Raw genomic sequence first — 22,603 nt, forward strand, 5'->3', positions numbered from 1 at the left:
GGTCGACGATCGAGCGGTCGAGTTCGGGATCGTCGACCCGATCGAGGCGCTCCGTGACAGCCGCGCGGTCGATCTCGATGGCGGCCATCAGTCGGCGGCGGCCCCGCTCTCGTACTGATCCCCGAGATCGAACTGTGCGCTGATGTCGTCGTCGCGGAGCGCTTCCTTTTTGTCCTCGATGTCGATGTCGTAGAGTTCGGCGGCGTTCTCGCCCATGATCTTCCGTTTCACCTCTGGCGTGAGCTCGACGCCGAACTCGTCGCGCTGGTCCTGGGTCATCTCCGCGTCCATCACGGCGGGGATGAGCCAGTCGGGCTCCCAGATGGCGTAGTCCGAGCCGAAGAGGAGGTTGTCCTCGCCGACCCAGAACAGGAGTTCGCCGAGCATGTTCCCGAACTTCCGGGGGCGATTTTGAGCAAAGGGTGCGACGACGGCCAACCCACCATACACGTTGGTCTCCTGGGTCGCGATGTGACAGAAGTCGTCGAGCCGCGGGTAGCCGACGTGTTCGACGACGAAGTTGAGTTCCGGGAAGGAAGTGGCGGCGTCGTCGACGTCCGCCACGTCGAACGCGTCACGATTGAGGGGCCGGATCGTCGGTCCCTTGTGTGGATGAATGTTCGTGATCCCGAGGTCGACACACTTTTCGAGGTACTCGAAGGCTTCCTCGGAGTCGAGCCGCCACCCCTTCGAGTCGCCCCGCCACTCGGCGGTGTAGAGCTTCACGCCCTGGATGTCGTACTCCTCCTTCTGGCGTTCGAGTTCCCGGAGGCCGGCGTCGCCCTCGCGTGGATCGAACCGCCCGTTGAGCACGAACCGTTCGGGGTACTCCTCGGCGAGTGCGGCGTTGTCGTCGACGGTGTTGAACCCCTCCGTGTAAAACTCGTTGAGGTGGGTCGGCTGGAAAATCCCCATGTCGACATCGCCGTCCCGGAACAGGTTCTCGATCATCCGTTCCGAACTGTATTTGCGGTACTCCTCCAGGTCCCACTGGCGGTCGTCGGGGGTGAACGCCGCATGGTAGTCGTAGAAACACTGGATGAACTGTTCGCCGCCCTCGTGTTTGATGTTCGCCTCGCTCGCGTCCCAGTGGTGGACGTGGGAATCGATGACGAAGACGTCCTCGTCCTCGTGTCGGTACATGGCGGGTGGTGAATGGTCACACGCGACAATATGTCTTTGGTCATTTTTTTGGCATGAATGGCTGCATCCTCGTTCGGGCGGGTTGCGCGGCCGACTGACGTTGCGGATGAGTGTCATGAACACTTTTGCCGATGACCGGAGTACTGGTGTGTGCTACCATGCAAGCAGCCAGGCTCCACGAGTACACCGAGGAGATGGACGACGCGCTCTCGATCGACGACGTCGACGCGCCACAGGTGAGCCAGGCCGACCACGTGGTCGTCGACGTCGAGGGCGCAGGCTGGTGTCAGACGGACAACCACGTCATCGAGGGGATGTGGGAGCAGTACATGCCCCAGGACCTCCCGATGACCCTCGGCCACGAGAACGCCGGCACGGTAGTCGAGGTCGGCGACGGCGTCTCGGTCGTTGAGGAGGGCGATCAGGTGATTTGCCACCCGGTGATGACCTGCGGAACCTGCCGGCCCTGCCGGCTCGGCGAGGACATGTACTGCGAGAACGTCGCCTTCCCGGGGCTCTCGACCGACGGGGGGTTCGCCGAGTCGCTGCTCACGAACGAGCGCGCCGTGATCCCGTTGCCCGACGGCGTCGACACGACCGACATCGCTCCCCACGCCGACGCTGGTATCACGGCCTACCACGCGGTGAAAAAGGCCGCTCGCGAGCTGAACCCAGGCGATCACGCGGTCGTCGTCGGTATCGGCGGACTCGGTCACATCGGGCTCCAGTGTCTCGACGCGATGAGCGCCGCCAGCATCACCGCGGTCGATCTCAAGGACAGCGCGCTCGATCTGGCGACCGATCTCGGGGCGCACCACACCGTGAACCCCGACTCGACGGACGTCGCGAGCGAGATCGAATCGATCACCGACAGTGTCGGCGCACAGCAAGTGCTCGATTTCGTCGGCAGTGACGCGACCACCGCACTCGCGCCCGACGTCGTCGCGGCCGGCGGCGACCACCACGTCGTCGGCTACGGCGGTCACGTCCACGAGCCTGCTCAGGCGCTCGTCAACGGCGAATTCAGCTACCGTGGCACGCTCGTCGGCCAGTACACCGAGCTTCAGGAGCTCGTCGCACTGGTCGAACGCGGCGACGTCGATCTCCGGACCTCGCGGTACGGACTCGACGAGATCAACGACGTCGCCGCGAAGCTCGAGCACGGCGAGATCGAAGGGCGGGCCGTTATCACGCCCTGAAAGCCCTCGGAACTGCGCGGGCCATCGGCCCGCGCATCCGGCCTCACTGCGTTCGGCCGGACGCCTGGCGGCGGTTCCTCGCCCTTTTCATGTCCACCGGGAGAGCGAAGCTCTCCCGAGCCCTGCCTCACTTCGTTCGGCAGGACACCAGGACAGCATTGCGCGACCCGCGCTGTCGCGCGGGCACGCGCTGAAGCCCCCGTCCCTCCCCGTGCGGCCGCGATAAACGCGGCCGCGTGGCTTCCTGACGCACCACTACCGCCACCGCAACCGCTCCGCTACCGCCACCACACAGCGACCGCCAGCGCCGCCGCGCGATCTAGGAACGGGCAGCGAGGTCAGATACCGAGGATCAGCGGCCCCATCAACACGCCCATCAAATGAACGCGCCGCGCGCGGAACTTCGCGGGGATCAGGCCGATCAGCGCGCTCGCACAAAACGCACCCACGCCGATCGGTCCGGCGAATAAGAACGCGAGTCCGAGCAGGAGACAGAGAACACCGATCGAGAGATGGGTGTACTCGACCCGTCCGACTGTCCGGAGATACCGGTCGCCGACCCACGGCACCAGCACGAACCCGACGCCCGCCGCGAGGGCAACGCCCGAGAGCAGTAGGGGCAAATCGAGTGGCACATCCGTCGATTCGAGGGCAACTAGCACCCCGGTCCGGGGTGAACCAAGCGCGACAAGCGCGAACAACGCGAAAATCGTGTTACTTGTGTTGACACCGCTTGTCGCGACCAGAAAGCCACGTGCGCCGTCGTCCTCGGGTACTGCGGGCAGCGTCACCGTCGCCGCGACCGCTGCCGACACCCCTGGGAGATAGCCCACGATCGCGCCCGAGGCCGTCCCGACGATCGCCGTCAACCCCACCGTGCGCCGCGGCGTCGTGACGGCGGCATCGGCCTGTTCGGGCACCCCGGCTCCGTCGAGTGCTTCGATGAGGACGGGTGCTCCAAATAGCCCCGCGAACAACGGCATCAGCATCCCGCCGGCGGCTAGCGGCGCGCTCGGCTCGATGTCGAGCGTGAGCCACCCGAGCCCCGCACTCAGGAGAAACGCGGCTGCACCCCCGATCCGCGCGACGTTCGACCGCTCGGTGACGACGAGGAAGACCGCGACGCCGCCCAAGACGAGCGGCAGATGCGCCCGTACCGTCGGATACACTGATACCATCAGTCGCGTCATCGGGATCGCGAGCGGCACCGCGAACGCGACCGCCAGCCCGCTCCCAAGCGCCGACAGGCGGAGCGCCTCCCGGCCGCGACCCTCGATTACCAGTCGATGGCCTGGCAGCGCCGAGGCCGCCATCGCGGCGTCGGGTACCCCGAGTGCGAGTGCCGGAACCACGTCGAGGAACGTGTGCGTCACGCCAGCAGCGAGCATTGCCGCCCCGACGTAGAGCGCCGGTCCCGGAACCTGCGGGGCGGCTGCCGCCAACAGCAGCGCGAAGTTGTTGGCGTGGAGTCCGGGCACGAGGCCGCTCACCGTTCCGAGTGCGATCCCACCGAGGACGAACCCGAGCGCCGGGAGTGCGGTTTCGGGCGCGACCACGACGCTCCCGCCGAACGGACCCATTCACCCCGCGGTGGCTGCGTCCCGGTATGTAAACGCTCGCACGGCTATCGGGTCGGTGAAAGAAAAGTGTGGGTCGAACTGACCGCCGTTCAGCCGAAGAGTTCGCCGAGACCCTCGCCGCCAGCGTCGTCGTCCTCGTCGTCGTCCGCTTCGGCTTCCTCGGCTTCCTCTTCCTCGGCTTCGTCGGCCTCGTCGGCGTCGGCCTCGCCGCCAGCCCCGCCGGCTGCTGCGCCGCCCGCACCGCCAGCGCCGCCTGCGGGCACCGCGGCGGCCTGGTCGACCGCTTCCTCGATGTCGACGTCTTCGAGCGCCGCGACGAGCGCCTTCACACGCGACTCCTCGACGTCCGCACCGGCCGCGTCGAGCACGTCGGTCAGGTTGTCTTCGTTGATCTCTTCGTCCGTCTCGTTCAGGATGAGTGCTGCGTAAACGTATTCCATTGTTGTGGTGTTGTGGGTTGGGGTGTCTGTTTCGTGATCGAGTCAGCCGAACATCTCACCGAGACCAGCGCCCGCGTCGCCGTCGTCGTCATCGTCGGACTCGTCGTCCGCGTCGGCATCGGGCTCGGTCTCCGCGTCGGCCTCGTCGTCGTTCGATTCGTCTGCGTCCGCATCCGCGCCTGCGTCAGCCGACTCCTCGACGACCTGCTCGCGGAGCTCCTCGGGGAGGGCCTCGTCGTCGTCGATGTGGGCCGCGAGCGCACGGACCTGTGCGTCCGCCTTGCTCACGAGCTCGTCGGCGATGTCGGGGCTCTCGATCGCGGCGTGGACGCCGAGGCTCCGCGCCTCGGTGCTCGCCTGGCCGAGCAGCGCGCCGGCCGTGCGATCGGTCGGATAGACCGCGTTGATCGAGAGGTTTCGAGCGCGAGCGGCCGCCGCCTCGACGTCCGCACGGTACTCGTCGACGTCGATCGCGAGCTCGTCGGGCTCGAACAGAATGCCGTCGGCGTAGACGGTCTTGAGGTCGAGTCCGACCTCCTTCGGCTCGATCCCGAGTTCGCCGAGCACGTTCGCGAGCTGGGCGGAGACCTCCTCGCCTTCCTCGAGAACAGTGGAATCCTCGGTGACGTGGATCGAGCCGTCCATGATCCGGGCGGCTGCGCCGACCTGCTGGAGCTCTCCGACGAACGGACCGGGATCGACGCCGGTGTCGCTCTCGGGGATCGTGATCGCGTTCGGCGCGATCTCGCCCGCGTTGATCGGGGCGGGCGTCTTCGACGCCTCCAGCTGGCGATAGAGCCCGAACGGGTTCTCGTCAGTACCGATCAGCCCGACCTGCCCTTCGATCTCGCTCGTGAGATCCGCGACGCCCTCGCCGGCCGCCTCGAGCGCACGCACGAGCAGGGTGTTCCGGGAGACTCGAAGCTCGGCCTCGCCGTGGAGCTCCCGGCGCATCGCCTGGAGCTGGCGGCTCGGGATCCCGCCGATCGAGACGACGCCGACGCTCTCGTAGGTCTCGATCAAGTCGGCGAGGTCCGCGACCTCCTCGCGCTTCCACTCCGGGATCGCCTCGGTCTGCCGGTCGCCCGCCTCGCTCTCGGCGGACATTTAGGCCACCTCCACGGAGGGCCCCATCGTCGTCTTGACGTACACCGTATCGATGTTGAGGGGTCCCTTCTCGAGGTCGGCCTCGAGTCGCCGGACGATGACGTCGATGTTGTCCGCGATCTCCGCGGCGGACATGTCGTCGGCACCGACTCGGGTGTGGAAGGTTCGCCGGTCGCGGCTCCGGAGCTGAACGGTGTTTTTCATCCGTTCGATGGTCTCCACCACGTCGTCGTCGGGCTGGAGTGGGGTCGGCATCTTCCCCCGAGGACCGAGAACGGTCCCGAGGTAGCGACCGATGTCCTGCATCATGCTCGCTTCGGCGATGAAGAAGTCGGTCTCGCCAGCGAGGTCCTTCGCCTCGTCGTCATCGTCGCCAAGCTCCTCGAGATCGTCGCCGTCGAGTACGTCGTCGGCGACCTCCTCTGCCCGGAGGGCGGTCTCGCCCTCGGCGAAGACCACGATCCGTGTCTCCTGGCCGGTTCCTTCCGGAAGAACGATACTCTCGTCGACGCGGTTCGATGGGTCGTTGAGGTCGAGATCGCGCAGGTTGACCGCGAGGTCCACCGTCTCACTGAAGTTCCGCGGTGGGGCCTCGTCAAGCGCGCGCGTCACGGCCTCCTCTATGTCCTGATCTGCCATTATCCACCTCCGTAGTACGCCTTCGTGGCTGCTACGGCGTGAAACAGGCGCTACCTGCCTCGGTTGGGAAAAGACCGATGCGACCCTTAAACCCGTCGAAGCGGTCGTGGGACAACCGGGGATCGGCTATCGCTTTCGGGGCGATTCGATCGATATCGATCCAGCGAAGCTGACGATCTAGTCGACAACAAGAATGCGACGTATCCTCCGGGCCGCTCGCGCGGTCTACGACTCGGCGAGCGTCTCGTCGTATTCGCCGTCGTCGACTCGGTCGTCGAAGGTGCGTGCGTCCTCGCCCTCGATGGTAACGCCGAGGCTGACGCAGGTGCCGGCGACCTCTTTCGCGGCGTTTGCGGTGTCGTACGCGAGCAGGTCGGACTGTTTCTGCTCGGCGATCTGCTTGACCTGATCGACCGAGAGGTCGGCGACGAAGTTCTTCTGGGGTTCGCCGGAGCCGGTCTCGAAACCGGCCTCGTCCTTGACGAGCGCTGCGGTCGGCGGCACACCCACGTCGATCTCGAACGCGCCGTCGTCCTCGTACTCGACGGTGACGGGGACTTCGGTACCGTCGAACGCCTCGGTACGGTCGTTGATCTCGCTGACTACCGCCTGCACGTCTACCGGCGTCGGACCGAGCTCGGGTCCGAGCGGCGGTCCCGGATCGGCCTCCCCGCCGGGAACGAGGACTTCGATAGTTCCAGCCATGCTTCCGGAAACCGCCGCCGCGAGGTTAAGGATTGTCTTTCGTCACGCGGTCGGCCCGCTCGCGACCCCGGAAGGAAGGACTTTTCGACGCCCGCGGTTCATCAGTAGCCGATGGGACTCGAAGGGGAGATCGAGGAGCTCCGCGAGGAGATCGCGGAGACCCCGTACAACAAGTCGACCGAGGCCCACATCGGCCGGTTGAAATCGAAGCTCGCCGAGAAAAAGGAGAAGCTCGAAAACCAGTCGTCGGCGGGCGGTGGCCAGGGCTACTCGGTCGAACAGACCGGCGACGCGACCGTGGCGCTCGTCGGCATGCCGAGCGCCGGCAAGTCCACCCTGTTGAACGCGCTCACGAACGCCGAGAGCGAAGTCGGTGCCTACGAGTTCACGACTCTCGATGTGAACCCCGGAATGCTCCAACACAAGGGCGCGAACATCCAGCTCCTCGACGTGCCGGGCCTGATCGCCGGTGCGGCGGGCGGCCGGGGTGGCGGTCAAGAAGTGCTCTCGGTGATTCGGACTGCCGACCTCGTGGTGTTCGTCCTCTCCGTGTTCGAGATCGAGGCGTACGCCAAACTGCACGAGGAGCTCTACCAGAACAAGATTCGACTCGACACCCGTCCCCCGAAGGTCCGGATCACCCGCAAGGGGAAAGGGGGTATCGACGTCACCATGGCTCCCGAGGTCGAACTCGACGAGAACACCGTCCGGGAGGTGCTCCGCGAGCGCGACTACGTCAACGCCGATGTCGCGGTGAGCGAGGCGGTCGACATCGACCGTCTGCTGGACGGCGTGCTCGACAACCGGGTGTATCTCCCGTCGCTGGTCGCAGTCAACAAGGCCGACCTGATCGAGCCTGACTACCTCGAAACCGTCAATAGCGATCTCCGTGACCACGACATCGACCCCGACGACGCGATCTTCATCAGCGCCGAGGCCGAGAAAGGTCTCGACACGCTCCGTGAACGGATCTGGCAGCAACTCGACCTCATCCGGATCTACATGGACAAGCCCGGCCGTGGCACCGACTACGAGGAGCCGCTGATGCTCCGTGCGGGCCAGACGGTGGGCGACGCCTGCGAGAAACTCGGCGGCGAACTCGAAGATCGATTTCGGTTCGGTCGAGTGTCTGGTCCGAGCGCGAAACACGACGACCAGCAGGTGGGGAAGGACCACGAACTCGCAGACGAGGACGTGCTTCGGATCGTCGCGCGCCGCTGATGGCCGGCGTGTCCGCCCCGCCCGGCTCGTCGACTCCACGTCGCCGGCTGCTCGTTCTTCTCGCTCTCGGCCTCGTGCCGTGGACCGTGCTCGTCGGGAGCGAGGTGACGCTGCTCTTTCCGTTCGGACTCGTCAACGCGAACCCACTCCATCTCACGCCGCTTAACGACTACCTTCGATTCGCGCGCGGGTTCGCGGCGCTGCCGAGATATCTCCAGGCGTGGCCGGTAAGCGTCGGGTGCTACCTCGCCGGGCTCGCAAGCGCCCTCGTCGGCGTCGTGTGGCGCGAGGACCCGCGCGTGACCGGTGGGCTGATCGCTCTCGCGGGCCTGAGCCACGTCAGCGTCGCCGTCGGGCTGTCGCGGGGAATCGGTCGCCTCGCACTCCCGATCGGTCCGGTGCTCGCGCTCGCGGTCGCATGGTGGTTCTACTGGCCGGCCGTGCGGCGTGGCTGATCCGTCCCGCCATCGACTTCCCCGAGGACCGACACAGTTCGGCCAGCTATAAGACGAACCGGGCTCTCCAGCGGGTATGAGTGGCCGCGTGCGATCGATCCACATCGCCAGCGAGCAAGGAGCCGAACCGGAGTCGGTCGCGGCGGTCGAAGCCGTCGCCGACGCCGGACTCCGCGGTGATCGATACTTCAGCGACGCCGGCACGTTCGCTGAGCGGACGGGCGGTGATCTCACACTCATCGAGAGCGAGGCCCTCGCGGCCGTCGAACGGGACGACGGGATCGAACTCGAACCCGGAGCGCACCGCCGGAACATCACCACCGAGGGCGTTCGACTCAACCACTACGTGAATCACCGGTTCCGCGTCGGCGAGGCGACGTGTCTCGGCGTCGAACTCTGCGAGCCGTGTTCGTACCTGGAACAGCATCTCGGGGAACAGGGCGTCCGTGAAGCGCTCGTCCATCGTGGCGGCCTTCGCTGTCGTATCGTCGCCACCGGCCGGATCCACACCGGCGACACCATCGAACCGATGGAAGGGGAATCCACGAAAAGCGATGGATAAAAGCCCGCAGAACACCTGTGTGCAACCATGACTGACCGGGTGGTCGGTCGGCTGCAAGATCAGGCAACCGTCGAGCAGCGCGTCGCGAGTGGGGACGCACCCGAGTGGGTCGTCGCCCACTGGCACTCCTTTCGTGACGGGCTGTTGGGCGAGCGAAACGACACGCCGTTTCCCTGCTTTTTCGGTGCCGAGTCGGTCCGGAACAGCGAGCCGCTGTACACCGCGGTCCCCTCGATGACCGAGAAGGACGCGCTGCTCGGTCTCGGACGGACGCTCCTCGACTACATCGACACCTATCGCGACCACAACGATCGTGCCTCGCTGGTCGCGTTCTTCGAACCGCCTGACGGGGAGTTCGCGGAGCAGGAGTACCACGAACATCTCTGGCACGTGCTCCAGTTCCTCCACGTTCACGACCCTGAACCCTGGCCCGAGGAGATCCCGACCGACCCCGACGATCGCCACTGGGAGTTCTGCTTCGGTGGGGAGCCGATGTTTCCGACCTGTCGCGCGCCGTTCTACGAGCAGCGAAAGAGTCGGTACTCGCCGATCGGACTGGAGATCACGTTCCAGCCGCGCGCGCTGTTCGAGAACCTCGGCGTGACGGCGGAGACGAAGGCGGGACAGCAGGCCCGGGACCTCATTCAGGATCGTCTCGACGGTTACGACGGCGTCTGTCCGCACGCCGACCTCGGTGACTGGGGGGTCGAGGGCGACCGGGAGTGGCCGCAGTACATGCTGTCGGAGAACCCAGAGCAAGCGCCGGACGAGCCACCGATCACCGTCACCCGCGAGCATCCCAAATCCGATCGACTGCGCGGTCCGGATCGACGGCCGCCGACTCACCGCTCGTCGCCGAATCCTGCCCGATGACGGTCGGTCACGCCGGGGAGCCCGTATTGTTGCTCATCGATTTCCAGCAGGGGTTCGCCGATCCGGCGTGGGGAACCCGCAACAACCCGGATGCCGAGCAGAACGCGGCGCGATTGCTCGCGGCGTGGCGCGAGCGCGACCGTCCGATCGTCCACGTCCGCCATGACTCGACGGAGCCGACGTCGCCGCTCCGTAGCGGCGAATCCGGATTCCGATACAAGGAGGGCCTCGAATCCTGTGACGGCGAAGCAGAGTTCACGAAGCGCGTCAACGGCGCGTTCGTCGACACCGGTCTGGAGGCGTGGCTCCGTGAGCGCGGACACGACACGCTCGTCGTCTGTGGTCTGACGACCGACCACTGCGTGTCGACGACGACACGAATGGCCGAAAACCGTGGGTTCGACGTTTCGCTCGTGCGGGACGCGACGGCGACGTTCGACCGAACGCTCGACGACGAGGCGTTCGACGCTGAGACGGTCCACCGCACGGCGCTGGCACATCTCGACGGCGAGTTCGCCACGATCGTCTCGACGGACGAAATCGTCGATACGACGAAATCCACCCAGCAGTAACGTTTCACGAGATCGTGCTGCGGGGCCGTTTACCGTGGCACTCGGTGTACGCCAGTAGTCTTTTCGCCCCCGAAGGCGAACGGCGGTGCATGGACGCAACTCTCGACCACACGATGATCCGGGTCGAAGATCTCGAAGCATCGATCGACTGGTACGGCGACCACCTCGATTACGTCGAACACGGCCGGATGGAGGCCGATACGTTCACCAACGTCTTCTTGGGCCCCGAAGACGTCCACGACGAGGGCGCGCTGCTCGAACTCACGTACAACCACGACGGGCGCTCCTACGAAGTGGGCGACGCGTGGGGCCACATCGCGGTTCGAGTGCCCGAGGGAGAGCTCGAATCCGCCTACGACGAGCTGATGGAGGAGGGCGTCGAGGACTACCGCGACCCCGAATCCTGTGGCGGGCGCTACGCGTTCGTGAAGGACCCCGACGGCCACGAGATCGAGATCGTCCAGCGCGACCACGGCGCGCGCTGGAGCCTCGATCACACCATGATGCGCGTCGAGGACGCCGACCGAAGCCTCGGTTTCTGGACCCGGAAGTTCGAGTACGACGAGCTTCCGGCGGGGCGGTGGGAGGCCGACTCCTTTGCGAACTACTTCGTCGAACCCGAGGGTGCGGCTGACGAGGCGATGAGCGTCGAACTCACCTACAACTACGACGGACGCTCCTACGAGATGGGCGACGCGTGGGGCCACGTCGCGGTCCGAGCCGACGACCTCGACGACGCGTGGGAGACGCTGATGACCCGCGACGCCGAGGACTACCGCGACCCTGAATCCTGCGATCACCAGTACGCGTTCACGAAGGACACCGACGGTCACGAGATCGAAGTCGTGACGCGGTAGCGACGAACCCGACCATTTTGATACTCAAACTGGTTACTTCGTCGTCTCCTCCCCTTTGGTGAAGGCTCGTACTGCGGCCGTGATGCGGTCGGGCGCTTCCGTTGGCCCGCTGTGACCGAGGCCGTCGAACTCGACGAGGCGGCTCGTTGGGAGAGCCGCATCGACCGAACGGACGCTTTCCCGGAGGTGAGACGGTCCTTCAGTTCCGGTAAGCAAGAGTACGGGCACGTCGACATCGAGCGTATCGGGAAGGCGGTGTTGTTCGAGGGCACGATCCATACGGACCGTGTTCTCTACGTTTTCGACGCATGCAGGCCAGAGCGGCCACTCGTCGAGCCACCCATGGAAGTCGTCGATATCGCCGCCGTGAAGCACCTCACGGAGATGAAGTTTCATCGCCTCACGATGTTGCCCCTCGTCGAGTCGTGTCTGCATCTCGGCTGCGAGATCGGCTCGTGCTCTGTATTCGCCGACGAGATACGCCGGCTCGTAGGCGACGACCGATTCGATCGGTGCGCTCCGTGCAGCTTCTATCGCCTGAAGACCGCCGAACGAGTGCCCAAACAGCCCTGGATCACCATCGACAGCATCAATGACTGCACATGCGTCCTCGACCTCCTTCTGGAGACTGTACTCGTCATCATCGCCGCTGTCCCCACGTCCTCGTCGATCTGGAAGAACGATCGTGAAGTCGTCTGCAAAGCGGGGAACGATCGGCTTCCAGTAGTGTCGGGTGGCCCCGCCGTGGAGGAGGACCAGCGGTGGCCCCTCTCCATGTTGTTCGTATGCAATGCTTGTTCCATCAGCCGATGTGACTGTCTGCATCGGTGGACTCTGGTACGAAGCCGCTTCAGCTATCTCTGTCTCCAATCCGTGCGGCAGTTTATATACCACCCGTCGAGACGAGGTCACTCTCACTCCGGTAGTGGCGGCCACGTCGAGGCGACGGTCGTTTCGACGAGGTGGGTCTGTGCGCGTCGGAGCCGTTCGGAGAGCGACGACGCGGTGATGTCGAGTTCGGTGGCGACATCGTTGAGCGACGCCGACCGCGGAATTTCGAAGTGTCCCATCTCGTAGGCGATCCGGAGTGCCTCACGCTGACGATCAGTGAGTCCGTCACCCGGTGCTTCGGCTTCGCCGTCGCGAGTGAGTCGCTGTAGAGTGAACTCGCCGTTTCGCTGCCAGAACGCACGAAACTCGTTCAATACATCTCTGTCCGCGAACCAGCCGGTCTGGACCCAGCCGGTTGGCGTGACGCGGATCCGTTCGATGATGGAGTCGGTGGTGGCGAGCGCGCGGAGCGCCGAGAGATCCTCGATGTGTCCGCCGAGTTGGGAGTGCTCCCCGATCGCCGGCTGAACCTGATACTGACATGTCTCGCCTGCCCGTCCGACAAGTGTGTACGACGCCACGAACGCCGCCGACTCGAAGGCACGCTCCACCGACTCGTTCGTCCCGCCAGTCACGTGGACAATGAACAAGGGACGATCACCGTGGTTGTACTGGAGTTCGACCTCCAGCGTCGCCTCCCGCACAGCGGCTGCGACTTCTACGAGCGGCAGAACCTCGCAAGTGATCTCGTACTCGGCGACGAGTCCCATGTCCATCCGATAGCCAACAGAAGTCATGAGCGTGTTGTTATCTTCGAGCAAGCTAATGTGGTACTGTTCGGTAGTCGTACCTGTTTAGCGTAGTTTCGTCTATTCGTTTCGGGGAGAGCCGATCGCCGCAGCGTTACGGCTCCAGCATCGTTTTTCCGTTCGACGAAGCCGTTCTCCGACGACTTTCGTCCCCTTCTCTTCCCGACTGTAGGGGCCAAAACTACACCGTTACGAGACACACCTCAGACACCAGTGACGGGGAAACGCGCCGAAATCCTGCAGCTTTAATCCGGCGACCCGGTATCACGGGCGAGATGGACGTGGGTTCGGCCGAGAACTTCACTCGGATGGGAACGCTGGGCGTCGAAGAGGAGTTTTACATCGTCGACGACGCGGGCCGACCCACGTCGGCCACCGACGAACTCGTCTACGAGAGCGAGCCGCCCGGCGTGCTCGACGGCCGTCTCGACCACGAGCTATTCAAATTCATCGTCGAGACGCAGACTCCGACCTGCGAGGGACTCGACGAGGCGCGCGAGCAGATCGTTACCGTTCGGGAGGCTCTGGTCGAGTACGCTGCGGCACACGACTACGATATCGCGGCAGCAGGTCTCCACCCTGCTGCTCGGTGGCGAGAACTCGAACACGCCGAGAAACCTCGCTATCGCTCCCAGCTCGATCGCATCCGGTATCCACAGCACCGCAACACCACTGCTGGGGTTCACGTCCACGTCGGGGTCGACGACGCCGAGAAAGCGACTTGGATCGCGAACGAGCTTCGGTGGTACATGCCGATCATGCTGGCGCTGTCGGCGAACTCCCCGTACTGGGAGGGGTACGACACCGGCCTCGCGTCGGCGCGCGCGAAGATCTTCGAGGGACTCCCCAACACCGGGATGCCGACCGCGTTCGCTGGCTACGAGGAGTACGCCCGGTTCGAACGGCTGATGGTCGAAGAAGGCTCGATCGCCGACCGCGGCGAACTCTGGTACGACGTCCGGCCGCACACCGGTCACGGCACGGTCGAGCTCCGCGCGCCCGATGGCCAGGCAGACGCCGAACGGGTGATCGCGTTCGTCGAGTACGCCCACGCGCTCGTCCTCGATCTCGCCGAACGCTACGAGGACGATCCGAACCCGTGGGCTGCGTATCGATCGAGTGGAGGCGCAAACGCAGTCGGAGGCGGCGGGCTCCGGCGTGAAATCCTCGACGAGAACAAGTGGCGCGCGCTGCGGGACGGCCACGATGCGTCGTTCATCGACCGCGACGGGACGGGCACGATCAGTCTCGAAGCCGTTGTCGATCGAGAAGTCGACCGACTCGGCGTCGAGGGACTCCGCAGGCTTCTCGATACGGAGAGCGGCGCGACGGCCCAACGACGCTACCGGCGCGACGGCGGTCTCGACGCCGTGTGTGCGGCGCTCATGTTGTAGGCGAGGAAGTCTTTTATCTCGCGAGCGGCTGGTTCTCATAGTTATGACCGCCGATGACGCGCCCACCGACGACACAGGCGACGAGAACGAGACGGCGGACGACGAGATCGAACCCGCCGACGTGCGCGCGGAGCTCGACCGCCAGCGATCGAGCAGCGGCGCGACCGGCGCGGTGAATCGGACGGGCGACGACCGGAGTGAGGGAACCGAGGAGTTCGATGAGGGGATCGTGGAGCTGCTCTCGACGGCGCTCGACACCGACCGGGCTGCACGAGTGTACATCGAAGTCCGGCGTCGTCCGTCCGCGACCGCCGAGGAGATCGCAGCGGGCACCGGGCTGTATCCCGACTCGGTCCGTGAGATGCTCGCCGAACTCCGCGACGAGGGTGTCGTCGAGCGACACACTCACACCACGGACAGCGAAGACGACGCGTTCGAGTACACCGCGATCCCGCCGAGCGAGCTCGTTCGCGTGATGATCGATCGGGTCCGCGACGAGTTCGATGCCCGGCTCGGCCTCGATCAGCTCCCGGATGGACGTTCCGAGCCGACTCGTCGTACCTCACGGAGCGATCCTGTGACGATCACCGTCGAGGAAGCCGACGAAGCGAGTGACGAGACGCCGGACAGCGACGAGGCGGACGACACCGACGAGGGATGAGTCGAACGTCGGTCGACGCAGCCGCGCTCGGGGCTTGAGGAGCTATCCCTGTTCTTCGAGGGTACAGCGCGCTCGATAGCCGGCCAGCAGTGTATTGCCCGATCGATCGTGGAGTCGAAGCCACTAAATCGTGGGCACGCCTCCGCCGGGTATGGATGTCGCGCTCGGCGGGACGTTCGATCCGGTCCACGATGGCCACCGCCGGCTGTTCGAGCACGCGTTCGAGCGTGGCGACGTCACCGTCGGGCTGACGAGCGACGATCTCGCCGCCGAGACCAGACACGAGGAGCGGTACGTCCGCCCGTTCGAGAAACGCCGAGAGGACCTCAACGCCGAACTCGCCGCACTCGCCGAACGGTACGACCGAACGTACGAGATCCGTCGTCTCGACGAGCCGACCGGGATCGCGACCGAAGAGGGATTCGACGTGCTGGTGGTTTCGCCCGAAACCGAGACGGGCGGCGAGCGAGTGAACGAGATCCGCCGCAAGAACGGGCTCGACCCGCTCGACATCGAGGTGGTCGATCACGCCCACGCCGAAGACGGTGACATCATTTCGAGTACGCGGATCGTCCGGGGCGAAATCGATCAGTATGGAGCGCTCACGCCCGAACGCGAGGGGCGTCCACGACCTGAGTGACTCGGCGGGTCGACTTTTTACCACGATGGCGGGTCGAGCCCCGCTTCGTCGAGCAACGGTCGCCAGCGTTGCTGAATCGTGAGCCGAGAGACGCCGACCGCCTCAGCGACCGCACGCTGGGATCGCCGGTCGCCCGCGATCAGTCCGCCGGCGTAGAGGCTGGCCGCAAGCGCCGCCGGTTTCGAGCGCTCGCCGTCGGGGACCGTCGAGAGGAACAGGTCGGTCGCGCGCTCGCGGGCGGCCGCGTCGAGATCGAGCGTGTCGGCAGCGGCGTCGAGGTCGTCGAGCCACGCCTCGTTTTCGACCCGGTCGCGCGCCCGGTACATACCCGCCGTTACGGCGTGAGCGGGGTAAGTGTTCGCTGTCGGTTCGTCTCAGTCGCCGCCCCCGCCGAACAGCCGTCGAATCGTTCGCAGCAGATCCACGATCGCTTCGAGGAGCCGATCTATGGTCTCGATGATCCCCACCAACCAATCGAGCTGGAGCACGAACGCGTTCGAACCGATCGTGGCAGGGACGATCGGCGCTCCACCAGTGACGACGACACCCACACTCGTGAGAGCCGCCATCGCCGCGAGCGTGACGACTAAGGACTTCATGCGTCGCACTCCGTTTTGCTCCGTTCAAAACGTGTGGGTTGACATCGCCGGCTCTCGCCGCGCGGCCTGTACTTGCCGGGGCCGAAGCGTTATGCCCGCCGCGGACCGACGGCGAGCCATGACCGGCGTCGTCGAGACGATCTACACCACGCCCGAAGGATCACAGCCGATGGAGGAAGTCGAGGAAATCGAGGCTGTCGAGCGTCAGGGGCTGCGTGGCGATCGGTACATGAAGGGCACAGGCTACTACTCGGGGATGGACGAGTGTGAAGTCACCTTCATCGAGAGCGAGGCCATTCGAGAGATCAAAGACGAGTTCGATATCGATCTCACCGACGGGCGACACCGCCGGAACGTCGTCACCAGCGGCGTCTCGGTCCACGACCTCCTCAACCGTCAGTTCACGGTCGGCGACGTGACCTTCGAAGGGACGCGCCCGCGTCCACCGTGTGCCCACGTCGAGCAGGTCGCCGACGAGGAAGGCGTCGCACGCGCGCTCAAGAACAAACGCGGCGGGATCTGTGCGAGCGTGGTCGAGGACGGGACGATCCACGTCGGCGACGAGCTCACCGTCCTTGACGACGGCGAACACAGCGAGGGCGTAGCCGATGCGATCAAGAACCGCCTCGCGGGCCAGTAAACGACAGGTTCTTTTTGCGGTCACGGGAAGGCGGTGTTGAGCGCGGGTAGCCAAGCCAGGCCAACGGCGCAGCGCTTAGGACGCTGTCCTGTAGAGGTCCGCCGGTTCAAATCCGGTCCCGCGCATCGAGCGAACGAAGTGAGCGAGAGCAGGCACGGACTTGAACTCTATCACGAGCGAGCGGAGCGAGCGAAGTGATTCCGGTTCGAATCCGGTCCCGCGCAGTGAGTGGAGTGAGCGTAGCGAACGGAACGAGCGAGCAGGAGCGATTGGAACCCTGCAAGTCACAGCCCGCACAGGCGAGCGAAGCGAGCCGAGCAGGACTGTCTTGCCCCGGTTCGAATCCGGTCCCGCGCATCCACTTTTTGCTGATAAGCCACTCGTCGACAACTATCGTCGGAAGCGACGTTCGAGTACGCGAAGCCGTGTCACAAACCTTTTTGCGGTCCCGGCGGCCCGTATCGGGTAATGCCGACTGTACGCGACCTCCTCGGCGACATCGTCGACGAAGTCGAGACGGTGCTGTTGTTCTCGCCGAGTTCCTCGTACTACGAGCGGTGTCAGGAGGTCGAGGACATCTCGACGGTCGTGGTCGCGCCGGACAACGGGGTTGGCGCGGAGCGGTACGTCGAACTACCTCTGGAGTTCGCCGATCTCTCCGAGCGCATCCGGTTCGGGATCGAGGGCGCGCTCGACGAGGGGCACATCGACGAAGGCGACGAGGTAGCGTGTGCGACGAAGCTGTTCGACGACGTGATCGACAGTGTGAGTCGGGCGCGGGCGGGCGACCTCGACCAGTCGGGCGTCTACGATCTGTTCACCAACTCCCGCGGCGATCCTGAAGTCATCCGGGACGTGCTGGATGTGGCAGTTGAACTCGGACAGAAGGGCCAGAAAGGCAAACCGGTCGGGGCGCTGTTCGTCATCGGCGACGCCGGGAAGGTGATGAACAAGTCCCGACCGCTGTCGTACAACCCCTTCGAGAAGAGCCACGTCCACGTCGGCGATCCGATCGTGAACGTGATGCTGAAGGAGTTCTCCCGGCTCGACGGGGCGTTCGTCATCAGTGACGGCGGCAAGATCGTCTCGGCGTACCGCTATCTCGAACCCAGCGCGGAGGGCGTCGACATCCCGAAAGGGCTCGGGACGCGTCACATGGCCGCGGGGTCGATCACGCGTGACACCAACGCGACCGCGGTCGTACTGAGCGAGAGCGATCGACTGGTGCGGGCGTTCAAGGGCGGCGAGCTGATCCTCGAACTCGATCCGGAGGAGTACTGATGGCGCTGCTGGCCCAGTCCGTAGTGCAGGACCTCCTCACTCGGAACCTCGATCTCGTGCTCCTCGCGGTCATCCTCGTCATCGGGGGGCTGGTCGCGTACCTCGTCGCACGATCGGCGTATCGCCTCCTCGTCGCTGCCGGAGTCGCTGACGTCGTCGAGGGGACTGCCTCCGAACGTGCCGCCCAGCGACTCGGCACATCCACCGTCGCCCTCCTCTCGTGGGTCCTCGGTCTCTTCGTCTTCGTTCTCGCTGCGGTGCTCGCGCTCGGCGTCGCCGCGCTGTTCGACATCCAGAGCTATCTGATCGACTTCATCGATTTCCTGCCGGATCTGTTCATCGCCACGCTCATCGTGATCGTCGGGCTGATCCTCGCCGATCGGGCGGAGCTACGGGTCGCCGAGCGACTGGGAAACTACAAGTTCACCTCGACGGGAGCGCTCGGCCTGGTTCCGGGGGTCGTGAAATACAGCGTGATCTACATCGCGGCGCTTGTCGCGCTCGGCCAGATCGGTGTCGCCGACGACGCACTGCTCGTGCTGCTCGCGGCCTACGTCTTCGGCGTCGTCTTCCTCGGTGGGCTCGCCGGCAAGGACCTCCTCGCAGCGGGTGCGGCAGGGACCTACCTCCTGCTCAATCAACCCTATGCCATCGGCGACGAGGTGCGCGTCGACGACATGCACGGCGTGGTCCAGGAGGTCGACGTGTTCGTCACCCACGTCGAAAACGACGGCGAAGAGTACATCATCCCGAACCACCGGGTCTTCCGGACGGGCGTCGTGCGCGTCCGCTGAACCTTTTTACTTCGTCGGGTGCGCTCGCTCCCTGCGGTCGCTCGCCCACCACTCTCTGCTCGCGGGCCGAAGGCCCGCTCGCATGGTCCGAGAGACGCTTCGCGTCCCTCGCTACTCGCAAAAACGTTCATGAAAAACACCCGCTCGCTCACTGCGTTCGCTCGCGGTAGAACTGCTGGCGCTTTCTGCAACCGCACAGCACCGCCGAAGCCCTCGGCCCGCTCCGCGGGCCTCGCCCTTCACCCACTAGGAACCGCTACCGCCCCGCACCGCCACCCACTACAGCCCCGCCACCGCAGCCACCCTCACGCCTCCGTCGCCGGCACGCCAGCGACCGTCGCGCCGGGCGGCACGTCCTCGGCGACGAGGGAGTTCGCAGCCACGCGCGCGTTGGCACCGATCTCGACACCGGGCAGGACGATCGCGCCAGCGCCGATCATCGCGCGCTCGCCGACGACCACCTCGCCGGTGCGGTACTCGTCCTGGAGATACTCGTGACACAGCAACGTGGCGTCGTAGCCCACGATCGCGTGGTCCTCGATCGTGATGAGTTCGGGCCAGAACACGTCGGGTGTGGCTTCGAGCGCCCACGAGACGCCCTCGCCGACCGTGATCCCGAGCCGCCGGAGCGCCCAGTTTTTCACCCGGAGGAAAGGTGCGAGCCGCGCAACGAGAACGAACAGATAGTTGTGGACGATCCGCCACAGCGACCTCGCCTCGGGCCAGTGCTGGAGGGAGTTTCGGGGGCCGGGCGTCGGATGCACAGTCGTCCGATCCCGGCGGGAGTCGGTGTCGTCGGTCACGATCGACCGTTCGGCCGCCGGTGTCTTGAATCCGCAGACCGCATACGCCCAGCGACGAACACTACTCGGCGCGCAGTTCGTCCATGTGATCGATCCGTGATTCGACGAGCGCTGCCGTGCCGATGTCGTGGCGGACGCGGAGTCCGTCGGTCCCAGCCTCGGTCAGCGTCTCGTCGACGATCTCCTCGGCGGTTGCGATGGTATCGGCGACCCCGACCACCGCGAACGCCCGCGAGGTAGTGGTGTAAATGCCGTCGTCGCGCTCGTCGACGCTGGCGTAGTAGAGTTCGACCCGCGGCGACGTGCCGCCGTCCGCGGCCGCCGATCCGCTGGCGTCGCCACCGGCCGCGAACCGCTGGTTGATCGTCTCGACGACGCCCTCGTCGACCTGGATCTTCGCCCCTGCGTCCGGATCGGTGGGATAGCCGTCGGGCACCGCGTACTTGCAGACCGTGGCCCGCGGCGCGAAGTCGAGATCGGGCAGCGGATCGCCGTCGCGCGCCGCGACGAGCACCGAGAGCAGGTCGGTGTCGAGCACCGGGAGGGTGTTCATCGCCTCGGGGTCGCCGAAGCGCGCGTTGAACTCCACGACCTTCGGCCCGTCGGCGGTCAGCATGAACTGGCCGTAGAGCACACCAGTATAATCGTCGAGCGCGGCGACCGTTTCCTCGACGATCTCGACGGCCGCCCGGTAGTCCTCGGTGGTCATGAACGGGAGTTCGAACCCGCTGTCGGTGTAACTCCCCATACCTCCCGTATTGGGGCCCTCGTCGCCCTCGTAGGCACGTTTGTGGTCCTGGACCGCCGGGGTCGTGCGCACGTCGTCGTTCGCCACCAGCGCCTGAACAGTAAATTCCTCGCCGACGAGGCGCTCTTCGAGCACCACGCGGTCGTACTCCGAGTTGCGGAGGTACCCTTTGGCCTCCTCGGGCGTGACCTGGTCACCGATGACGCGGACGCCTTTCCCGCCGGTCAATCCGGCTGGCTTCACTACGAGATCGCCGTCGTGGTCGTCGATGTACTCACACGCGCGCTCCATATCGTCGAACGTCTCGAAGGCCGGAGACCCGGGGATGTCGTGCTCGCGCATAAACCGCCGCTGGTAGGCCTTGTCGGTCTCGATCCGTGCCGCCTCGGCGTGCGGTCCGAACGGGAACACGCCGGCGTCGGCAAGCGCGTCGGCCACACCGGCCTCCAGGGGCGTCTCGGGGCCGACGACCGCGAGCGTCGCACCGACCTCCTCGGCGTAGGCGACGACAGCCTGTGGGGTGGTGGTGTCGAGCGTTGCGAACCCCGCGGCGAGGCCCGCGATGCCCGGGTTCCGGTTTTCCGCACAGGCGAAAAGCGTCGCGTCCGTGTCGGCGAGCGCGTGCGCGATGGCGTGCTCGCGCCCGCCGCCGCCGACGACCAGAACGGTCTCGCTCATGCGCGATAGGCTCCGCCGGCGGGTGTAAAGATTACCCTTCCCGGCGTCGACACCACACGGTCGCCGGTGTCGTCAGCACGGTGTGACCCAACGGACAGCGACGGTGAAATCGCAAGCACTCTCGCTAACCCTCGTGCTCCCGTGCTTCCCGGTGGAGATACCGAATGTTCTACCACGACGACGAACTCCAGTACGAGGTCGAGGTCGAGGAGCCGAACCCCAAGTTCGCGAAGATGCTCCAGCAGGCTATCGGCGGAGCCGAAGGCGAGATGCGCGTCGCGCTCCAGTACATGTTTCAGGCGTTCGCGGTGCCCGCCGAGAAGAGCGAGTACCGCCGGCTGCTGATGGAGACCGCAACCGAGGAGCTGGGACACATCGAGATGCTCGCCACTGCGGTCGCGAAGAACCTCCAGGGCGCGTCCGACGAACAGCGCGAGGCCGCCCGCGAGGACGCCGTCATCGCGGAGATGATGGACAGCGGCCAGCCCCGACAGGCACTTTCCGCTGGTCTCCACGCGATGCCGGTCGACTCGAACGGCACGCCGTTCAACGGCGGCTGCGTCGTCGCGAGCGGCAACCTCGCCGCCGACATGTACGCGAACGTGATGGCCGAATCCACAGGTAGGTTGCTCGCCACCCGGCTCTACGAGATCACCGACGATCCCGGGATGGAGGACATGCTTTCGTATCTGATCGCTCGGGACACGATGCACCAGAACCAGTGGCACGCCGCGCTCGAAACGATGGACGACCACGTCCCGGTACCCAACAGCTTCCCCCAGGAAAAGGAAAACCAGGACCACAACTACGAGTTCATGTCCACGTACAGAGACGAGCAGCCGGATCCCGAAGAGCGCTGGACGCAGGGTGAATCCGTCGACGGCAACGGGGAATTCTCCTACGGCGAACAGCCCGGCGGCGGCGAACCCGACCTCGACGAAGTCATCGAGGCGATGCACAACGAGATCAACTGAGTCGATCCCCTCCGTTTATATCCGCCCGCCGAGACGCCCCCATATGGCAGACGTGACTATCGACATGGGCGACCGAGAGCTCGACGACGCTGCCGACGAGCTGACCGCCGCCCGCGACGACTTCGATGACGGAACGCTGTCGGTCGATCTCCATGACCTCGACGCGCCGACCGCGTTCGCCTTCTTCGAGGGCGCGCTCGACGCCGGCTACCGCGTCACGATCGCCGGGCTCGAATCGGAACCGACCGGCCACCAGACGATCGTCGAGATGCTTCAGGACGACGAGATCGTCCACATCGAGACGCTCTCCCTCGAACTCGGCGTCTGAGGAGTTACGTTCTCCCCGTCGGCTGACCGCCCGCGAACCGAACGTGCCGCAGTCCACCGAACACTACTGC

At 65.5% G+C, this 22,603-nt stretch carries 27 protein-coding genes and 1 tRNA gene; 16 read left to right on the forward strand and 12 right to left on the reverse strand.

Features of this window, described 5'->3' with window-relative positions; translation table 11 throughout:
* Positions 1-87 precede the first annotated feature (87 nt).
* Entirely contained in the window at positions 88-1,143 is a 1,056-nt protein-coding gene (locus tag C449_RS07720) for an amidohydrolase family protein (RefSeq protein WP_006077424.1), read from the reverse strand.
* 158 nt (positions 1,144-1,301) lie between these two features.
* Here C449_RS07720 and C449_RS07725 point away from each other — a divergent pair, with 158 nt between their 5' ends.
* Positions 1,302-2,342 carry an NAD(P)-dependent alcohol dehydrogenase gene (locus tag C449_RS07725; protein WP_006077425.1) on the forward strand — a complete coding sequence of 347 codons (1,041 nt, stop codon included), beginning with the start codon at positions 1,302-1,304 and terminating at the stop codon, positions 2,340-2,342.
* A 338-nt stretch (positions 2,343-2,680) separates the two neighbouring features.
* Here the strand turns inward: C449_RS07725 and C449_RS07730 are convergent, their stop codons facing one another.
* The 5 genes from C449_RS07730 to C449_RS07750 all read right to left on the reverse strand — a co-directional run bounded on the left by C449_RS07730 (position 2,681) and on the right by C449_RS07750 (position 6,813).
* On the reverse strand, positions 2,681-3,922 hold the full coding sequence (locus tag C449_RS07730) for a tripartite tricarboxylate transporter permease (protein ID WP_006077426.1): 1,242 nt from the start codon (positions 3,920-3,922) through the stop codon (positions 2,681-2,683).
* Positions 3,923-4,011: 89 nt separating this feature from the next.
* Positions 4,012-4,362, reverse strand: coding sequence for a 50S ribosomal protein P1 (gene rpl12p / locus C449_RS07735; protein WP_006077427.1), 351 nt, complete (start codon positions 4,360-4,362; stop codon positions 4,012-4,014).
* Positions 4,363-4,404: 42 nt separating this feature from the next.
* Positions 4,405-5,469 carry a 50S ribosomal protein L10 gene (locus tag C449_RS07740; protein ID WP_006077428.1) on the reverse strand — a complete coding sequence of 355 codons (1,065 nt, stop codon included), beginning with the start codon at positions 5,467-5,469 and terminating at the stop codon, positions 4,405-4,407.
* Positions 5,470-6,108, reverse strand: coding sequence for a 50S ribosomal protein L1 (locus tag C449_RS07745; RefSeq protein WP_006077429.1), 639 nt, complete (start codon positions 6,106-6,108; stop codon positions 5,470-5,472).
* Positions 6,109-6,333: 225 nt separating this feature from the next.
* Positions 6,334-6,813 (reverse strand): 50S ribosomal protein L11, encoded by a 480-nt coding sequence (locus C449_RS07750; protein WP_006077430.1) that lies wholly within the window; start codon positions 6,811-6,813, stop codon positions 6,334-6,336.
* A 111-nt stretch (positions 6,814-6,924) separates the two neighbouring features.
* On the opposite strand from C449_RS07750, the gene C449_RS07755 reads away from it, so the two are divergent.
* From C449_RS07755 to C449_RS07780, 6 genes are all read left to right on the forward strand, one after another.
* On the forward strand, positions 6,925-8,034 hold the full coding sequence (locus C449_RS07755; protein ID WP_006077431.1) for an OBG GTPase family GTP-binding protein: 1,110 nt from the start codon (positions 6,925-6,927) through the stop codon (positions 8,032-8,034).
* Positions 8,034-8,489 (forward strand): TIGR04206 family protein, encoded by a 456-nt coding sequence (locus C449_RS07760; RefSeq protein ID WP_006077432.1) that lies wholly within the window; start codon positions 8,034-8,036, stop codon positions 8,487-8,489. Before C449_RS07755 ends, C449_RS07760 begins: the two co-directional genes overlap by 1 nt.
* Positions 8,490-8,565: 76 nt before the next feature.
* Positions 8,566-9,051 carry an MOSC domain-containing protein gene (locus C449_RS07765; RefSeq protein WP_006077433.1) on the forward strand — a complete coding sequence of 162 codons (486 nt, stop codon included), beginning with the start codon at positions 8,566-8,568 and terminating at the stop codon, positions 9,049-9,051.
* Between the two features lie 27 nt (positions 9,052-9,078).
* On the forward strand, positions 9,079-9,924 hold the full coding sequence (locus C449_RS07770; protein WP_006077434.1) for a YqcI/YcgG family protein: 846 nt from the start codon (positions 9,079-9,081) through the stop codon (positions 9,922-9,924).
* Complete coding sequence (locus C449_RS07775) at positions 9,921-10,496, forward strand: cysteine hydrolase family protein (protein WP_006077435.1); 576 nt, start codon at positions 9,921-9,923, stop codon at positions 10,494-10,496. Before C449_RS07770 ends, C449_RS07775 begins: the two co-directional genes overlap by 4 nt.
* A gap of 89 nt (positions 10,497-10,585) precedes the next feature.
* The gene (locus tag C449_RS07780; protein WP_006077436.1) at positions 10,586-11,353 is read left to right on the forward strand and encodes a VOC family protein; all 768 of its coding nucleotides are present in this window, start codon (positions 10,586-10,588) and stop codon (positions 11,351-11,353) included.
* Between the two features lie 33 nt (positions 11,354-11,386).
* On the opposite strand, the gene C449_RS07785 is transcribed toward C449_RS07780, so the two are convergent.
* Together C449_RS07785 and C449_RS07790 are read right to left on the reverse strand one after the other, a co-directional pair.
* On the reverse strand, positions 11,387-12,178 hold the full coding sequence (locus tag C449_RS07785) for an alpha/beta fold hydrolase (RefSeq protein ID WP_006077437.1): 792 nt from the start codon (positions 12,176-12,178) through the stop codon (positions 11,387-11,389).
* Between the two features lie 89 nt (positions 12,179-12,267).
* Positions 12,268-12,954, reverse strand: coding sequence for a helix-turn-helix domain-containing protein (locus C449_RS07790; RefSeq protein ID WP_049913967.1), 687 nt, complete (start codon positions 12,952-12,954; stop codon positions 12,268-12,270).
* 314 nt (positions 12,955-13,268) lie between these two features.
* On the opposite strand from C449_RS07790, the gene C449_RS07795 reads away from it, so the two are divergent.
* The 3 genes from C449_RS07795 to C449_RS07805 all read left to right on the forward strand — a co-directional run bounded on the left by C449_RS07795 (position 13,269) and on the right by C449_RS07805 (position 15,688).
* On the forward strand, positions 13,269-14,387 hold the full coding sequence (locus C449_RS07795; protein ID WP_006077439.1) for a glutamate--cysteine ligase: 1,119 nt from the start codon (positions 13,269-13,271) through the stop codon (positions 14,385-14,387).
* Positions 14,388-14,430: 43 nt separating this feature from the next.
* The gene (locus C449_RS07800) at positions 14,431-15,048 is read left to right on the forward strand and encodes a hypothetical protein (RefSeq protein WP_006077440.1); all 618 of its coding nucleotides are present in this window, start codon (positions 14,431-14,433) and stop codon (positions 15,046-15,048) included.
* Positions 15,049-15,199: 151 nt separating this feature from the next.
* Complete coding sequence (locus C449_RS07805) at positions 15,200-15,688, forward strand: phosphopantetheine adenylyltransferase (protein ID WP_006077441.1); 489 nt, start codon at positions 15,200-15,202, stop codon at positions 15,686-15,688.
* Between the two features lie 17 nt (positions 15,689-15,705).
* On the opposite strand, the gene C449_RS07810 is transcribed toward C449_RS07805, so the two are convergent.
* Complete coding sequence (locus C449_RS07810; RefSeq protein ID WP_006077442.1) at positions 15,706-16,014, reverse strand: hypothetical protein; 309 nt, start codon at positions 16,012-16,014, stop codon at positions 15,706-15,708.
* A gap of 48 nt (positions 16,015-16,062) precedes the next feature.
* A complete protein-coding gene (locus C449_RS07815) occupies positions 16,063-16,287 on the reverse strand; it encodes a hypothetical protein (protein WP_006077443.1) in 225 nt (74 codons plus the stop codon).
* A gap of 118 nt (positions 16,288-16,405) precedes the next feature.
* On the opposite strand from C449_RS07815, the gene C449_RS07820 reads away from it, so the two are divergent.
* The 4 genes from C449_RS07820 to C449_RS07835 all read left to right on the forward strand — a co-directional run bounded on the left by C449_RS07820 (position 16,406) and on the right by C449_RS07835 (position 19,002).
* Positions 16,406-16,927 carry an MOSC domain-containing protein gene (locus C449_RS07820; protein ID WP_049913965.1) on the forward strand — a complete coding sequence of 174 codons (522 nt, stop codon included), beginning with the start codon at positions 16,406-16,408 and terminating at the stop codon, positions 16,925-16,927.
* A 40-nt stretch (positions 16,928-16,967) separates the two neighbouring features.
* A tRNA-Leu gene (locus C449_RS07825) sits at positions 16,968-17,052 on the forward strand.
* 343 nt (positions 17,053-17,395) lie between these two features.
* Positions 17,396-18,208, forward strand: coding sequence for a diadenylate cyclase DacZ (dacZ, locus tag C449_RS07830; protein ID WP_006077445.1), 813 nt, complete (start codon positions 17,396-17,398; stop codon positions 18,206-18,208).
* Entirely contained in the window at positions 18,208-19,002 is a 795-nt protein-coding gene (locus C449_RS07835) for a mechanosensitive ion channel domain-containing protein (RefSeq protein WP_006077446.1), read from the forward strand. Before dacZ ends, C449_RS07835 begins: the two co-directional genes overlap by 1 nt.
* 305 nt (positions 19,003-19,307) lie before the next feature.
* On the opposite strand, the gene C449_RS07840 is transcribed toward C449_RS07835, so the two are convergent.
* Together C449_RS07840 and purD are read right to left on the reverse strand one after the other, a co-directional pair.
* Entirely contained in the window at positions 19,308-19,805 is a 498-nt protein-coding gene (locus C449_RS07840) for an acyltransferase (RefSeq protein WP_006077447.1), read from the reverse strand.
* 61 nt (positions 19,806-19,866) lie between these two features.
* Positions 19,867-21,231, reverse strand: coding sequence for a phosphoribosylamine--glycine ligase (gene purD / locus C449_RS07845; RefSeq protein ID WP_006077448.1), 1,365 nt, complete (start codon positions 21,229-21,231; stop codon positions 19,867-19,869).
* A 164-nt stretch (positions 21,232-21,395) separates the two neighbouring features.
* Between purD and C449_RS07850 the strand changes: the two genes are divergently transcribed.
* Positions 21,396-22,205, forward strand: coding sequence for a manganese catalase family protein (locus C449_RS07850; protein ID WP_006077449.1), 810 nt, complete (start codon positions 21,396-21,398; stop codon positions 22,203-22,205).
* A gap of 43 nt (positions 22,206-22,248) precedes the next feature.
* Positions 22,249-22,533, forward strand: coding sequence for a hypothetical protein (locus C449_RS07855; protein ID WP_006077450.1), 285 nt, complete (start codon positions 22,249-22,251; stop codon positions 22,531-22,533).
* Positions 22,534-22,603 lie beyond the last annotated feature (70 nt).

It is taken from the genome of Halococcus saccharolyticus DSM 5350, from assembly GCF_000336915.1.
GTDB classification, from domain to species: Archaea; Halobacteriota; Halobacteria; order Halobacteriales; family Halococcaceae; genus Halococcus; species Halococcus saccharolyticus.

What these genes read in the sequence shown, in the direction of transcription:
- C449_RS07720 (WP_006077424.1), bottom strand. Translation starts at nt 1,143, where the DNA reads ATGTACCGACACGAGGACGAGGACGTCTTCGTCATCGATTCCCACGTC.
- C449_RS07725 (WP_006077425.1), top strand. Translation starts at nt 1,302, where the DNA reads ATGCAAGCAGCCAGGCTCCACGAGTACACCGAGGAGATGGACGACGCG.
- C449_RS07730 (WP_006077426.1), bottom strand. Translation starts at nt 3,922, where the DNA reads ATGGGTCCGTTCGGCGGGAGCGTCGTGGTCGCGCCCGAAACCGCACTC.
- rpl12p (WP_006077427.1), bottom strand. Translation starts at nt 4,362, where the DNA reads ATGGAATACGTTTACGCAGCACTCATCCTGAACGAGACGGACGAAGAG.
- C449_RS07740 (WP_006077428.1), bottom strand. Translation starts at nt 5,469, where the DNA reads ATGTCCGCCGAGAGCGAGGCGGGCGACCGGCAGACCGAGGCGATCCCG.
- C449_RS07745 (WP_006077429.1), bottom strand. Translation starts at nt 6,108, where the DNA reads ATGGCAGATCAGGACATAGAGGAGGCCGTGACGCGCGCGCTTGACGAG.
- C449_RS07750 (WP_006077430.1), bottom strand. Translation starts at nt 6,813, where the DNA reads ATGGCTGGAACTATCGAAGTCCTCGTTCCCGGCGGGGAGGCCGATCCG.
- C449_RS07755 (WP_006077431.1), top strand. Translation starts at nt 6,925, where the DNA reads ATGGGACTCGAAGGGGAGATCGAGGAGCTCCGCGAGGAGATCGCGGAG.
- C449_RS07760 (WP_006077432.1), top strand. Translation starts at nt 8,034, where the DNA reads ATGGCCGGCGTGTCCGCCCCGCCCGGCTCGTCGACTCCACGTCGCCGG.
- C449_RS07765 (WP_006077433.1), top strand. Translation starts at nt 8,566, where the DNA reads ATGAGTGGCCGCGTGCGATCGATCCACATCGCCAGCGAGCAAGGAGCC.
- C449_RS07770 (WP_006077434.1), top strand. Translation starts at nt 9,079, where the DNA reads ATGACTGACCGGGTGGTCGGTCGGCTGCAAGATCAGGCAACCGTCGAG.
- C449_RS07775 (WP_006077435.1), top strand. Translation starts at nt 9,921, where the DNA reads ATGACGGTCGGTCACGCCGGGGAGCCCGTATTGTTGCTCATCGATTTC.
- C449_RS07780 (WP_006077436.1), top strand. Translation starts at nt 10,586, where the DNA reads ATGGACGCAACTCTCGACCACACGATGATCCGGGTCGAAGATCTCGAA.
- C449_RS07785 (WP_006077437.1), bottom strand. Translation starts at nt 12,178, where the DNA reads ATGCAGACAGTCACATCGGCTGATGGAACAAGCATTGCATACGAACAA.
- C449_RS07790 (WP_049913967.1), bottom strand. Translation starts at nt 12,954, where the DNA reads ATGGGACTCGTCGCCGAGTACGAGATCACTTGCGAGGTTCTGCCGCTC.
- C449_RS07795 (WP_006077439.1), top strand. Translation starts at nt 13,269, where the DNA reads ATGGACGTGGGTTCGGCCGAGAACTTCACTCGGATGGGAACGCTGGGC.
- C449_RS07800 (WP_006077440.1), top strand. Translation starts at nt 14,431, where the DNA reads ATGACCGCCGATGACGCGCCCACCGACGACACAGGCGACGAGAACGAG.
- C449_RS07805 (WP_006077441.1), top strand. Translation starts at nt 15,200, where the DNA reads ATGGATGTCGCGCTCGGCGGGACGTTCGATCCGGTCCACGATGGCCAC.
- C449_RS07810 (WP_006077442.1), bottom strand. Translation starts at nt 16,014, where the DNA reads ATGTACCGGGCGCGCGACCGGGTCGAAAACGAGGCGTGGCTCGACGAC.
- C449_RS07815 (WP_006077443.1), bottom strand. Translation starts at nt 16,287, where the DNA reads ATGAAGTCCTTAGTCGTCACGCTCGCGGCGATGGCGGCTCTCACGAGT.
- C449_RS07820 (WP_049913965.1), top strand. Translation starts at nt 16,406, where the DNA reads ATGACCGGCGTCGTCGAGACGATCTACACCACGCCCGAAGGATCACAG.
- dacZ (WP_006077445.1), top strand. Translation starts at nt 17,396, where the DNA reads ATGCCGACTGTACGCGACCTCCTCGGCGACATCGTCGACGAAGTCGAG.
- C449_RS07835 (WP_006077446.1), top strand. Translation starts at nt 18,208, where the DNA reads ATGGCGCTGCTGGCCCAGTCCGTAGTGCAGGACCTCCTCACTCGGAAC.
- purD (WP_006077448.1), bottom strand. Translation starts at nt 21,231, where the DNA reads ATGAGCGAGACCGTTCTGGTCGTCGGCGGCGGCGGGCGCGAGCACGCC.
- C449_RS07850 (WP_006077449.1), top strand. Translation starts at nt 21,396, where the DNA reads ATGTTCTACCACGACGACGAACTCCAGTACGAGGTCGAGGTCGAGGAG.
- C449_RS07855 (WP_006077450.1), top strand. Translation starts at nt 22,249, where the DNA reads ATGGCAGACGTGACTATCGACATGGGCGACCGAGAGCTCGACGACGCT.